The sequence below is a fragment of the Novacetimonas maltaceti genome (assembly GCF_002906255.1).
GTDB lineage: Bacteria > Pseudomonadota > Alphaproteobacteria > Acetobacterales > Acetobacteraceae > Novacetimonas > Novacetimonas maltaceti.
The window spans coordinates 1-13,715 of record NZ_POTC01000005.1; the positions used below are offsets into that span (position 1 = coordinate 1).

General features: G+C 65.7%; 11 protein-coding genes. 4 read left to right on the forward strand and 7 right to left on the reverse strand.

What is annotated here, in order from left to right; translation table 11 throughout:
- The coding region (locus KMAL_RS03025; protein WP_146044138.1) for an OmpA family protein at positions 1–393 on the forward strand (393 nt) is incomplete at its 5' end.
- 190 nt (positions 394–583) lie between these two features.
- Here the strand turns inward: KMAL_RS03025 and cysK are convergent.
- Complete coding sequence (cysK, locus tag KMAL_RS03030) at positions 584–1,573, reverse strand: cysteine synthase A (protein WP_110094293.1); 990 nt, start codon at positions 1,571–1,573, stop codon at positions 584–586.
- Positions 1,574–1,720: 147 nt separating this feature from the next.
- Between cysK and KMAL_RS03035 the strand changes: the two genes are divergently transcribed.
- Positions 1,721–2,167 (forward strand): RrF2 family transcriptional regulator, encoded by a 447-nt coding sequence (locus KMAL_RS03035; protein WP_110094294.1) that lies wholly within the window; start codon positions 1,721–1,723, stop codon positions 2,165–2,167.
- An 84-nt stretch (positions 2,168–2,251) separates the two neighbouring features.
- On the opposite strand, the gene KMAL_RS03040 is transcribed toward KMAL_RS03035, so the two are convergent.
- A complete protein-coding gene (locus KMAL_RS03040) occupies positions 2,252–2,635 on the reverse strand; it encodes a hypothetical protein (protein ID WP_239019915.1) in 384 nt (127 codons plus the stop codon).
- Positions 2,636–3,034: 399 nt separating this feature from the next.
- Between KMAL_RS03040 and KMAL_RS03045 the strand changes: the two genes are divergently transcribed.
- Together KMAL_RS03045 and parE are read left to right on the forward strand one after the other, a co-directional pair.
- On the forward strand, positions 3,035–3,574 hold the full coding sequence (locus tag KMAL_RS03045; protein ID WP_110094295.1) for a hypothetical protein: 540 nt from the start codon (positions 3,035–3,037) through the stop codon (positions 3,572–3,574).
- 193 nt (positions 3,575–3,767) lie between these two features.
- The gene (gene parE / locus KMAL_RS03050; RefSeq protein ID WP_110094296.1) at positions 3,768–5,798 is read left to right on the forward strand and encodes a DNA topoisomerase IV subunit B; all 2,031 of its coding nucleotides are present in this window, start codon (positions 3,768–3,770) and stop codon (positions 5,796–5,798) included.
- Positions 5,799–5,969: 171 nt separating this feature from the next.
- Here parE and KMAL_RS03055 read toward each other — a convergent pair whose 3' ends face one another.
- The 5 genes from KMAL_RS03055 to ileS form a co-directional block, all read right to left on the reverse strand.
- Complete coding sequence (locus KMAL_RS03055; RefSeq protein ID WP_110094297.1) at positions 5,970–7,487, reverse strand: NADH-quinone oxidoreductase subunit M; 1,518 nt, start codon at positions 7,485–7,487, stop codon at positions 5,970–5,972.
- Positions 7,488–7,640: 153 nt separating this feature from the next.
- Entirely contained in the window at positions 7,641–9,536 is a 1,896-nt protein-coding gene (gene mutL / locus KMAL_RS03060; protein WP_110094298.1) for a DNA mismatch repair endonuclease MutL, read from the reverse strand.
- A gap of 121 nt (positions 9,537–9,657) precedes the next feature.
- Positions 9,658–10,185, reverse strand: coding sequence for a DUF3035 domain-containing protein (locus KMAL_RS03065; protein WP_180999726.1), 528 nt, complete (start codon positions 10,183–10,185; stop codon positions 9,658–9,660).
- Between the two features lie 57 nt (positions 10,186–10,242).
- A complete protein-coding gene (gene lspA / locus KMAL_RS03070) occupies positions 10,243–10,749 on the reverse strand; it encodes a signal peptidase II (protein WP_110094299.1) in 507 nt (168 codons plus the stop codon).
- A gap of 26 nt (positions 10,750–10,775) precedes the next feature.
- A complete protein-coding gene (ileS, locus tag KMAL_RS03075; RefSeq protein ID WP_110094300.1) occupies positions 10,776–13,649 on the reverse strand; it encodes an isoleucine--tRNA ligase in 2,874 nt (957 codons plus the stop codon).
- Between the last annotated feature and the right edge of the window lie 66 nt (positions 13,650–13,715).

A 13,715-nucleotide genomic window follows, 5' to 3' on the forward strand; every position in this document is an offset into this window, starting at 1 on the left:
CCCCCGCCGCCCGTCACCACGCCTGCGGCCCCCGCCCCGGTGGAAAACCGCACCTACCTCGTCTTCTTCGACTGGGACAAGAGCACGCTGACCGACCGGGCGCGCGCCATCGTGGCCGTCGCGGCGCAGGCATCGACCAACACGCAGACCACCCGGATCGAGGTCAACGGATATACCGACAATTCCGCGAGCCATCCGGGGCCGCAGGGCGAACATTACAATCAGGAACTGTCGCTGCGCCGCGCCCAGACCATCAAGGCGGAACTGGTGCGTGACGGCGTGCCCGGCCCGGCGATCGACATCCATGGTTTTGGCGATGCCAACCCGCTGGTCCCCACAGGGCCTAACACGCGGGAGGCGCAGAACCGCCGCGTGGAAATCATCCTGCACTGATCCCTGCCCGCCCCCCTGCGGGGATTGCGGACATGAAAAAGGCGGCCCCGTCCACGGGAGCCGCCTTTTTCATGTCCAGACCACAGGACCACCACGAAGCAGCCTGGAATCATTGAAAGCCTCAGGGAACACCGCCTTTCCCGATCGCAAGGCGGCCCCCGAAACCTTTGGTCCGCTTTCCGAAAAGCCCTCAGACAAGGCCATTGAACAGCGACGTGGACAGATAACGCTCCGCAAAGGACGGGGCGATGGTCACGATGGTCTTGCCCGCATTTTCAGGCATCTGGGCCAACTGCATGGCCGCATGCAGCGCCGCGCCAGAGGAGATCCCCACCGGCACGCCATCAAGGCGCGCGCACCGCCGTGCCGCGGCGATCGATTCCCGCTCCGACACGGTCATGATGCCATCCAGGCTGTGCAGGTCCAGCGTATGGGGGCAGAAGCCGGGGCCGATCCCCTGGATGCCGTGCGGGCCGGGTTCGTCACCATTCAGGACAGCGCTTTCGACCGGTTCGACGCCAAAGACCTGCAATCCCTTCTTGCGCGGCTTCAGGCCATGGGCAATGCCACTTGCGGTGCCGCCGGTGCCGACACCGGCCACGACGATATCGACTTCCCCGCGCGTATCGACCCAGATCTCCTCCGCCGTGGTGGCGGCATGGATGGCGGGGTTGGCGGGATTGTCGAACTGGCGCGGCATCCACGCGCCGGGCGTGTGCTTCAGGATCGCCTCCGCCCGGGCGATCGCACCGGCCATGCCAAGGCGCGCAGGCGTCAGTTCCAGTTGCGCATCCAGAAGGCGCAGCATCTTGCGCCGTTCGATGGAGGCCCCTTCGGGCATGGTGACAATCAGGCGGTATCCCCGCGCCGCCGCGACAAACGCCAGCGAAATGCCGGTATTGCCCGATGTCGGTTCCACCAGTGTCGTCTTGCCCGGCGTGATTTCGCCGCGCCGTTCGGCATCCATCACCATCGCGGCGCCGATCCTGTCCTTGACCGAACCAAGGGGATTGAAAAACTCCAGCTTCATCAGCAGGCGGCTTTTCAGTTCGTCCTCGCGCATCAGGTGGGGCAGTTCCACCAGGGGCGTCCCGCCGACCGTCTCGGTAATCGACCCGTACACCCTGCCACGCGGTTGGGCGAAGCCGAATGTCATGTCCTGGTCGGTCGAATCATTCATACGTCGGTCTCCTGTTGGTGGGATCATCATGCGGATCGTGTTCCCTGACATAATCCACTGTCACGATGAACAGAAGCGTGGATCATCCGGGCGATTGCTGATAAATTCACCGCCAGCTACTTTGTTTCACAAACGGGACCGTACGATATGCTTCTTCGGTGTGACAGGACCATGATCGCGATACTGATCATGCTTGACGTGGCATTTCATGCGGGACGCAACGGAACCGTCAGCGCGGCGGACATTGCCGAGCGCGCGAACCTTGCCCGGCGCGGGATCGAACCGCTGCTGCAGACACTGTCACGTTCCGGGCTGCTCGAAAGCATCCGTGGCCCGCGCGGGGGCTACCGGCTTGGCCGTCCGCGCCGGGATATCCTGCTGTCGGATGTGCTGGATGTCGTGACGGCGGACGAATCCACCGATGGTGGCCCCACGGGCCAGCTTTTCGAGAAGGTGATCGAGCCGTGCTGGAAGGAACTGGACGGCATGGTTGAAGAACAATGCCGCAGCCTGACGCTCGACGACCTGGTGAAGCGGGCGGAACATAGCGGCATGCGCCGCCCCCTGCCGGAACCGATCACCTTTTCCATCTGAGCCATTCCCGCCCCCGGCAAGGGGGACGGGCGCATCCGCGGCACGCCGCCACGGATGCCCGGTGTCACAAATGCGTGACCCCGATCATTTTGCCGCCGTGCCGACGCCCGGCGCCTCGACATGCGCCGTGATGTTCAGCGTATCGCGCGGTTCCTTTTCCCCACGGATCAGCTCGACCCGGAACGTGTCGTTGCCGGCATACGCCGTATTGGGCGTGTAGGTCACATAAGTGTGATCGTTATAGTTGTAGATGAACGCCTTGCCGTGTTCCGGCGCGGGCGACACCCCGAACGAAGCATAGGCACGGCCATCGGGCTTGCGCACCTCTACCGCGCAGTAGCCGTCATCGCTGCGCACCTGCATCGTGGTGGCCTGCGTATCCTTGCCCGTGGTGGTCAGCGGGTCCACGTGGCACAGGCCCGACACCTTCATGTAGTTGTAGGGGTTGGGGGGGCCGCCGAGATTCACAGCCGGTTTGTTCATACATCCGGCGAGCAGAACGCCCGTCGTCATCATCATTGCAGACAGTCGCAGTCGCACTCGATCAGCTCCGCTCTCTAATACATCGTATCCATCCGGCATGCCCGCCCGGCCCGAACGCACACGGCGCGGGACACATGCGAGGCGGACTGCCACCGCCCCGCTCTAGAGCAACATGGCCGCAGGCGAAAGGCCTATCCTTGGTCCACACGAGTCGGTGACCATGGAGGTATGGCATGCACTTTTTTTGTCCGGGGGCATGCCCCCTCCCTTTTGGCCGATATCCGATTAGGGTATAGAGCCTTTCAGCATTTCAATTCTGCCGGTTCATGTGGGGCTCCACGGATCCGGCGACACCCACGCCGCAAGATCTGGAGAACCGTCCCGATGTCTTTGTCCTTTTGGCGCGCCGCGGCCGCTGGCCTGGCTCTTGCCGGTCTTGTCAATTCCGGCCATGCGCTGGCCGCAGGTCCCTGCTCCCCCTCCCCCGCGCATGAAGCGTTCGATGTCCAGGGCCTCAAGAGCGAACTGATGGTCACCGCGCTTTCGTGCGGCGCACAGGACAAGTACAACAACTTCGTCACCAAGTTCCGCCCCAAGCTGGCGAACGAGGAAAAGGTCCTGACGGCCTATTTCCACACCACCTATGGCCGCAGCGCGCAGCGCCAGCATGACGACTACATCACGCAGCTTGCGAACGTGCAGTCCGAGCGCGGGCTGAAATCCGGCACCGCCTTCTGCCAGCAGCGCCTGTCGATGTTCGACGAGGTGCAGGTCCTCGACAGTGCGGCCGACCTGTCGAACTATGCGCAGGCAAAGGACATCCTGCAGCCTGCCTCCTACCTGACCTGCACGGCGCCGAACCATCCCGCGCCCGCGGCCGCGCGTTCGACCACGCGCTCCACCCGCCGCACGGTGCGCAGCTGATACCGGGTCGCTGATACGGGCACACCCGCCAGCCACGGCGCAGGAAACAGCCATGGTGGCGCAAAGTGCAAAGGAAGGCCGGTCCCTGTGTCCGGCCTTTTTTGCGTGCATCCCCCGGCGCATCGGGCATTATTGCCGTGCGCAGGCATCCCGGTCTTGACATCCCACGGTCCGAAGGCACAAAGAACAGTTCATGAACGAAGATCTTTTCTCCAAGCCCGCAGCCCAACGCCGGACGCAGGCGCGCAAATCCCGCGCCCCTGCTGACACCCCACGGGCCGGGAGCGAAGATTACGACGCCAGCGCGATCGAGGTGCTCGAGGGGCTGGAACCCGTGCGCCGCCGTCCCGGCATGTATATCGGCGGCACGGATGAAACCGCCTACCACCACCTGGCGTCCGAAATCCTTGACAACGCGATGGACGAGGCCGTGGCCGGCCATGCCTCGGTCATCGACGTGTCGCTGGAGGCCGGGAACTGGCTGACGATCCGCGATAACGGACGCGGCATCCCGGTTGACCCGCACCCCAAGTTCCCGCAGCGTTCCGCGCTGGAGGTCATCCTGACGACGCTGCATGCGGGGGGCAAGTTCTCCGGCAAGGCCTATGCCACGTCCGGCGGCCTGCATGGCGTGGGTTCATCGGTGGTCAATGCCCTGTCCGCCCGCATGGAGGTGGAGATCGCGCGCGACCGCACGCTGTGGCAGCAGGTCTATGAACGCGGCGTCCCACTGGCCCCGGTGGAGGAGGTCGGCCCGACCCAGAACCGGCGCGGCACGCAGATCCGCTTTGTCCCCGACCCGCAGATTTTCGGCAAGCTCCACTTCTCGCCCCTGCGCCTGTACAGGCTGTGCCGGTCCAAGGCGTTCCTGTTCCGTGGCGTGACCATCCGCTGGTCATGCGATCCCTCGCTCATCAAGGGCACGGATGTCCCGGCGGAGGCCGTGCTGCACTTCCCCGGCGGCCTGGCCGACAGCCTGCGTGACGAACTGGGCAATACCGCGCTGCTGACCGATATCTGGGCCGGGGATGCGGACCTGCCGACCACGGCGGACGGCGAAAGCACCGGGCGCATGGAATGGGCCATCGCGTTTGTCGAACGCGGCACGACGGGGCTGTCCTCCTACTGCAACACCATTCCCACCCCCAATGGCGGCACGCATGAAACCGGCTTTCGCACCGCGCTGACCAAGGGGCTGCGCAACTGGGGGGAGCAGCGCTCCAACAAACGCGCGGCCACGATCAATGCCGATGACATCATGGGCCTGATTTCCGCCAAGCTGTCGGTCTTCATCCGTGACCCGCAGTTCCAGGGCCAGACCAAGGAGAAGCTGACCAGCAGCGAGGCCAGCCGCCTTGTGGAGACCGCGCTGCGGGACCGTTTCGACCACTGGCTGGCGGGCAACCCGCCACAGGCGGACAACCTGCTTGCGGTGGTGATCGAGCGCGCGGAAGAACGCCTGCGCCGCAAGGAAATGAAGGACACCCCGCGCAAGAGTGCAACGCGCCGCCTGCGCCTGCCGGGGAAGCTGACGGACTGCACCCGTGAAAACGCCGCCGAGACGGAGATCTTCCTGGTCGAAGGTGACTCGGCAGGTGGGTCGGCCAAGCAGGCACGCAACCGCGAGACACAGGCCGTCCTGCCCCTGCGTGGCAAGATCCTCAACGTCGCCAGCGCCTCGGCCGAGAAGCTGCGCGCCAATCAGGAACTGCGCGACCTTGTGGAGGCGCTGGGCTGTGGCATTGGCGAACGCTTTGACGCCAGCCGCCTGCGCTATGGCCGCATCATCATCATGACCGATGCCGACGTGGATGGCGCGCATATCGCGTCACTGCTGATGACATTCTTCTATCGTGAGTTGCCCGCGCTGATCCGGGGCGGGCATCTCTACCTCGCGCAGCCGCCGCTCTATCGCCTCACACAGGGGGGCAAGACGATCTATGCCATGGATGACGCCGACCGCGAACGCAGGCTGAAGCGCGAGTTCAAGCCCAATGCGAAGGTCGAGGTCTCCCGCTTCAAGGGGCTGGGCGAAATGCCGCCGTCCGACCTGAAGCAGACGACCATGGACCCGAAGCACCGCACGCTGCTGAAGGTCGTGACCCCGATGGAGGACAGCAACCTGACGCGCGAACGGGTTGAACACCTGATGGGGCGCAAGCCCGAACTGCGTTTCCAGTTCATTCAGGAACATGCGCGACAGGTGGAAAACCTCGATATCTGAGGCAACGGACTGCCTTTAAGTTCAAAAAGTTTTTGGTGAAGCTTTTTTCAAAAAGCTTCGAAAGACACCGCCTTTTTCGATCAAAAGGCGGCACCCAAAAACTTTTATCCGATAAAAAAGGACGCCCCACCCGACAATGCGGTGGCGGCGTCCTTTTTCCTTGGAGCAGCCCTACCCGGCGGCGGTCCGAACCACGGGCGCCACACTGTCGGAAGCCACGACCGGCGCAGGCTGCACAAGGCTTGTGACCGTGGGGTTGAACACCCGCAGGAACGTGCCCGGATGGATGCCCATCCATAGCGTCACCACCGCAAGCGGCACCAGCACCGCAAGTTCCGGCCCCGTCAGGTCCCGCAGCAGGGCCACCATGCCGCCTGCCGCCTGCCCGAACATCACGCGGCGATAAAGCACCAGCATGTAGACCGCGCCGAGGATCATGCTCGACCCGCCAAGGAACGCCAGCCAGAAGGAGACGTGGATCGCGCCGACCATCACCAGCAGTTCACCCACGAACGCCCCGGTGCCCGGCAGGCCGATATTGGCCATCACGAACAGCATCGTCAGCGTGGCGAGCACCGGCATCTTGTGCGCCACCCCGGCAAAGGCCGAGATTTCGCGCGTTTCCGCCCGCCACGACACGGCGGAGACACAGAAGAACAGCGCCGCGATCACGATGCCATGCGACAGCATCTGGAAGATCGCGCCATCAATCCCCTCCGGCGTCAGGGTGAACAGCCCGATCGCGATCACCCCCATGTGGGAGAAGGAGGAATAGGCGATCACCCGCTTCATATCCGTCTGCGCCAGCGCGATGATGGCGGCATAGATGACGGCCACGACACCCAGCGTCAGGATGTAGGGCGCGAACACCCGCGCCGCGTCGGGAAACATCAGCACGCCAAAGCGCAGCAGGCCATAGGCCCCGGCCTTGGACAGGACGCCCGACAGCATGACGGATGCAGGCGTCGGGGCCTCGGTATAGGCATCGGGCAGCCACGCATGCAGCGGGAACAGCGGCAGCTTGACCCCGAACGCCAGGATGAATCCCGCCAACAGCCAGCCCTGCATCGCGTGGGAGAAGGTGGCATGCTGCAATGTCGGGATATCGGTGGTGCCCGCGACATTCCACATCACCAGCAGCGCGACCAGCATGAACAGCGACCCGCCAAAGGTGAACAGGAAGAACTGCAGCGAGGCCCAGACCCGCTTGGGCCCGCCCCAGACCCCGATCATCAGGCTACCGGGAAGCAGCGTCGCCTCGTAAAAGACATAGAACAGCACGAGGTCCAGCGCGGAAAACAGGCCGATCAGCGTGGTTTCCAGCAGCAGCATCGCGACCATGTAGTCACGCACCCGCGTATTCACCAGCTTCCACCCGCCGATGATGGCAAGCGGGGTGAGGAACGTGGACAGCAGCACGAACATCAGGCTGATGCCATCGACGCCCGCATGGTACGACACGCCAAAGGCGGAAGCCCAAGCCGCGCGCTGCTCGAACTGCACCCCGGCATGGGTGGGGTCGAACTGCGCCCACATCACCAGGGACAGGACGAACACGATCGCACTGGTCCACAGCGCCACCCACCGCGCGGAGGTTTCGACCGCTTCGGTCGTACCTCGCGTCAGCATGATGGCCAGAACGCCCCCTAGGGGCAGGTATGTGACGAGGGAAAGCAGGATCGGGTGCACGTCAGTCTCATCGCCATGAAAGGATGGACCGAACTTAGGGACATTACGGAAATGAAATCCAGCCGCCCGCCGCTCACGTTCTGCCGAGCAGGCCGCCCCGGCACCGCATGCACACCGCCCGAACGCGCCCGGACGACAGCCTGCGCCATGGGGTCAGCGACGGCCGAACATCCGCTCCAGATCGCCTTTTTCCAGCTTCAGCCAGGTCGGCCGACCATGTGAACAGGTGCCGGCGCGGGGGGTTTTCTCCATGTCCCGCAGCAGGGCGTTCATTTCCTCGTGTGTGAGGCGTCGGCCCGCGCGCACGCTGCCATGGCAGGCCATGCGCGCGATGATCGCATCCAGCCGCCCGTCGATCGCCTGCGCCTGCGCGGGGGCGAGCAGTTCATCTTCGGCCAGCTCCTCCGCTAGGTCGCGCAGCATCGCCGCCGCGTCCCCACCGCCCAGCAGCGCGGGCACGGTGCGCACCATCACGGCATCGCCGCCAAAGGCATCGACCTCGAGTCCCAGCGCCGACAGCGTATCGGCAAAGGACACCAGCAGGTCGGCCTGCCCGCGGGGCATGTTCACCACTTCGGGCAGGAGCAGCCGCTGCGCACGGACCTCGCCCCCCAGATACTGCGCGCGCAGCCGTTCATGGGTCAGGCGCTCATGCGCTGCATGCTGGTCCACCAGAACCAGTTCCCCGCGTGCCGTCTGGGCAAGGATATAGGTGCCCAGAACCTGCGCCACGGCCGCGCCAAGGGGAAAATCGGCTGCCGCTTCCTCATGGGACTCGGGCCGGGGCGTTGCGGGGATGTCCGCTTCGGACCATGTGACGGCACGCCGCGCGCCCGGTGCGGCATCCACCAGCGGCAGCCGGCGTTCGGCAACCCCTTCGGGCATGGCTGCCGCCACGTCCGGCATGGCGGGGGATGGCACCTGATATGCCGCTGTCTCGCGCCCGGGGGACGGAGGCGCGGTTTCCGGTGGGTACCAGATGCGCGCGCCCCCGCTGCCGCGTGACTGCAACAGGCCGGGCCGCACGCCCGCCACGCCCGCGCCGATTCCCAGGGCCCGGCCCAGCGACCCGATGACCAGTGCCCGCACGGCCGCCGCATCGGCATAACGCAGTTCGGTCTTGGCGGGATGGACGTTCACGTCCACCTGCTCGGGCGGGATCTGCAATGACAGGGCGACAACGGCATGGCGGCCATGTTCCATGACATTGCGATAGGCCACGCGCACCGCCGTGCGCAGCACCGGGTCCACCACCGGGCGCCCGTTGACCAGAAGCAACTGCCCGTTGGCCGTCGCGCGATGCACCGATGGCGCACAGATATAGCCCGACAGGCGCAGGTCGCCGCGCTCCCCCTCCACCGGGATCAGGCCGTCGGCCTGCCCCGCGTCAAGGATGGCCGCCGCCCGCGCCGCCATGTCCTGCGCCGGCAGATCAAGGACCACGCGCTGGTCGAACTGCAGGCGGAAGGCGACATGCGGGGCCGACAGGGCAAGGCGACGGACCGTATTTTCCGCATGACCCGATTCCACGCGCGCGCTCTTGAGGAACTTGCGCCGCGCGGGCGTGGCGAAGAACAGGTCCTCCACCACCACACGGGTGCCCGCGACCCCGGCACAGGGGCGTGGTTCCTCCACCCGGCCGCCTTCCACGCGGATCGACCATGCGGTGGGCGCGCCATGCGTGCGTGAGGTCACACTCAGCCGTGCGGCCGCGCCGATCGACGGCAGCGCTTCCCCGCGAAAGCCAAGGGTCGAGATCCGCACCAGCGTCTCGTCCGACAGCTTGGATGTGCAGTGGCGCTCCACCGCAAGGCGCAGGTCCTCCGGCGTCATGCCGCACCCGTCGTCGGTCACCTCAATCCGTTCAATCCCGCCCTGCTGCAGGTGGACCGAAATCCGCCGCGCCCCGGAATCAAGCGCATTTTCCACAAGTTCCTTCAGCGCCGCCGCCGGACGTTCGATCACTTCGCCCGCCGCGATGCGGTTGACGACCTGTTCGGACAGGCGACGGATCACGGGACGATCCGGGGATGGGGAATGTTCGGTCATGGCGGCATCATGAACGCCCGCCTTACCCATCGCCACCTTTATGCGGCGGAAGGGCCGGCCGGCCTTTCAGGTCAGGAACGACCGGGCCGGGAGGGACCCGGCCCGTCCTTCATGACGGGGATTATTTCTTGGACGGTGCGGCGACGGTCGGGGTCGCGCCCTGAGTCAGGTTGCGGCCCAGCGCCGAATCCTCGCGCAGGCGGGCATTCTCGGCCTTTGCATTGACCACGCTGCCCGCGCCACCGCCATGCCAGAACATCAGGCGATCGACAAAGCTGGACCCCGCCTTGCCCAGTTCGCCGTTATCCGGTGCATTGGAGGCTTCCCTGGCCTCCCCCACCAGCGCGGTCTGGCCGGGGCTGTCATCGCCATACGTCCCCTGCAGCGCGACATTGGGCGACAGGGTTTCGAGCGCCTGCATGCGCGGGTTGGAATCCTGCGCGCGCTGGACCGCGACACTGCTGGGCGCGCCAAGTTCGTCGGACGGTGGCATCGACAGGGGCGTGCGGGTCGTGACGGTATATTCGTCAGGCATGCTGCGTTCGAGGCCGAACGCGCGTGAAACATCCCCCCCCGAGCAGCCGGTCAGGGAAAGACCACCCGTGGTGACCAGCGCAAGAGTAAGGGTTCTGAAAGCCGTGGATGCCATGATTCGCCTCTTACCGCCCCTGCAACAGTTAGACAAGCACCGCTTTGACATTCTGTCCTATCCCCTGTCGCGATCGAGAAGATTATCAATGATCAGGACGGCCACGCCGCAGTCGATCGCCGCATCGGCCAGGTTGAATACCGGCCACGACCACCCGTAGGCATGCAGGTGCACGAAATCCACCACCGCCCCGAACTGCAGCCGGTCGATGACATTGCCCACGGCGCCACCCATGATCGCGCCCAGCGCACCCGCCACCCACGGCCGCGGCGTGCGCGCCGCCCACAGGCCCAGCAGCACGACAATGAACAGCGCCACGACCGAGAAGATGATGCGCCCGGCACTGCCCGCGCCACCCAGCATCCCGAACGTGATGGCGTGGTTCCACACCATGGTGAAATTGAGCCCCGGCATCAGGGCGACGCTCTGTTTGTCCGGCAGGTCGTAGCCGTGGAGCATCCAGTGCTTGCTCCACTGGTCAAGGGCTAGGACGAGGCAGAAGAACAGGACCGTCCAGCCCACCCTGCTGGCCCTGCGCCGACGTCGCGGCGAAGGCTCCAGCATGCCAGATCCTGACATGACGGACGAACTCACGCCCCGCCCTGCACCACGTCCGCGCACCGCAGGCACAGTTGCGGATGGGCCGCCACGGTGCCGACTTCCTCCAGCACCTTCCAGCAGCGCGCGCATTTGTGCCCCGCCGCCGCGCGGATGACCGGCCCGCCATGCGCAGCGCCCTGCGCATCGGTGGGAGTGTCGAGATAGATCGAAGCACTCCCCGCCTCGATCTCCACGTCAACCTTCGAGACGATCGCCAGTTCGCACCAGTCCACCTCGCCAAAGGCCGCGGCCTCGTCTTCCGACAGGGGCAGCGTCACCGCCGCCTGCAGCGACGACCCCACCACGCCGTCGCGGCGCGCGGCCTCGATCTCGGTCGTGATGATGCGCCGCACCCCGCGCAGCGTGGCCCAGCGATCCTCCAGCGCGGGCTGGTGCCACTGCGCCGGAAGGTCGGGGAAGGGCTGCAGGTGGATGCTCTGCGTATTGCCCGGCCGCGCCAGCCACGCTTCCTCCGCCGTGAAGACCAGCACCGGGGCCAGCCACGCGCACAGGCAGCGGTGCAGGTGGTCCAGCACCGTGCGCGCCGCGCGCCGCTTCAGGCTGCTGGCGGCGTCGCAGTAGATCGTGTCCTTGCGCACGTCGAAATAGAACGCCGAAAGGTCGGCCGCGCAGAACCCATGCAGGGCGGGATAGACGCCCACCCATTCATGCGTCTCCACCGCGCGGGCCACCAGGCCGCCCAGTTCGCACATGCGATGCAGGACCCAGCGTTCCAGTTCCGGCAGGTCGTCATAGGCGACGCGCTCTTCCTCGGTAAATCCGTCAAGCGCGCCGAGCAGCCAGCGCAGCGTGTTGCGCAGGCGGCGGTAAAGCTCGCCCTGCTGCTTGAGGATGTCCTTGCCGATGCGCAGGTCCTCGTTGGTGTCGGAATTCATGACCCACAGGCGCAGGATGTCGGCACCCAGCGAGTCATTGACATCCTGCGGCGCGATGACATTGCCCAGCGACTTGGACATCTTGCGGCCCTGCTCATCAAGGACAAAGCCGTTGGTCACCAGCGCGCGGAACGGGGCGACGCCCTTCGTCCCCACGCTTTCGAGCAGCGAGGACTGGAACCAGCCACGATGCTGGTCCGACCCTTCGAGGTAGACATCGGCGGGGAACGGCATGTCGCCATGGCCCAGCACGAAGGCATGGGTGGAGCCACTTTCGAACCACACGTCGACGATGTCGAACACCTGCTCGTAATCGTCGGGGTTGCGCCCTTCGCCAAGGAAGCGCGACGCGGGCGAGGAATACCACGCATCCGCGCCCTCGGCCGCAAACGCATCGACCACGCGCTTCATCACGGCGGCGTCGCGCAGGACCTCGCCCGTGCGCTTTTCCACGAACACGGCAATGGGCACGCCCCATGCGCGCTGGCGGCTGATGCACCAGTCGGGACGTCCCTCCACCATGGAGGTCAAGCGGTTGCGCGACTGCGCGGGGACGAACGTCACGTCGTCAAGCGCCCCGAGCGCGCGTTGCCGCAGCGCGCCTTCGCCATCCATGCGGATGAACCATTGCGGCGTCGCGCGATAGATGATCGGCGCGCGCGAACGCCACGAATGCGGGTAGGAATGGACCAACGTGGTGCGCGCCACCAGCCCGGCCGGGGCCTGCCCGGCGCTGGCCGCGCGGCGCATGACCTCCTCCAGCGCGCTGCATACGGGTTCGGCCGCCTTGAAGACATGGCCACCCGCGAACAGCGGCACCCAGTCGGCATAGCGCCCGTCATCCATGACCAGTTCGGTGATCTCCAGCCCGTGCTGGCGGCCAAGGTTGAAGTCGTCCTCGCCATGCGCGGGGGCGGTATGGACAAGGCCCGTGCCCGCCTCGGTCGTGACATGCGCGCCCGGCAGCATCGGCACGTCGAAATCATAGCCCTGCCCGCGCAGCGGATGGGCGCACACGGCCCCCTCCAGCGCGCTGCCCGGCAGGGTATAGAGGACATGATGCGCGCTGACGCCTGCGGCCGTGCAGAACTGCTCGATCAGGTCCTCGGCCACCAGCACCTTCGATTCCGGCTCCAGCAGGGCGCCGTCGGCCACGTCATCGACCCGCACCACGGCATAGGTGATGTCCGGGCCATAGGCGATGGCGCGGTTGGCCGGGATGGTCCACGGCGTCGTGGTCCAGATGACCGCCGACACATCGTCGAGCGCATGGGCCGGGGTGGGATCATGGATGACGGGGAAGGCCACATGGATCGCGGTGGATTCATGGTCGCGATATTCGATCTCCGCCTCGGCCAGGGCGGTCTTTTCCACCGGGCTCCACATCACCGGGCGCAGGCCGCGATACAGCAGGCCGTTGAGCAGGAACTTGCCGATCTCCCCCGCGATCGCCGCCTCGGAGGAGAAATCCATCGTGGCGTAGCGGCGCGCCCATTCCGCCTGCACGCCAAGGCGGCGGAATTCGGCGGCCTGGATATCCAGCCATTTCTGCGCATAGGCGCGGCATTCGGCGCGGAACTGCAGGACGGGCACGCTGTCCTTGTCCTGCCCGCGCTTGCGGTATTCCTCCTCGATCTTCCATTCGATCGGCAGGCCGTGGCAGTCCCAGCCCGGCACGTAATGGATGCCATAGCCCGACATGCGGTGCGCGCGGTTGATGACGTCCTTGAGGATCTTGTTCAGGGCATGGCCGATATGGAGGTGGCCGTTCGCATACGGAGGGCCATCATGCAGCATGAAGACCTGACGCCCCTGCGCCTGCGCGAACAGGCTGTCGTCAAGCTTTTCCGCGGCCCAGCGCTCCAGCATCTCGGGCTCCCGCTTCGGCAGGCTGCCGCGCATGGGAAAGGAGGTGGTGGGAAGAAACACCGTCTCCCGATAGAGATCCTGTGGTTTTGACTCGGTCATGACCCTGTTTTCTGACTGCTTGATCCAAAGAAACATGGAGGGACGGGACACGCCCCGTACAACCGC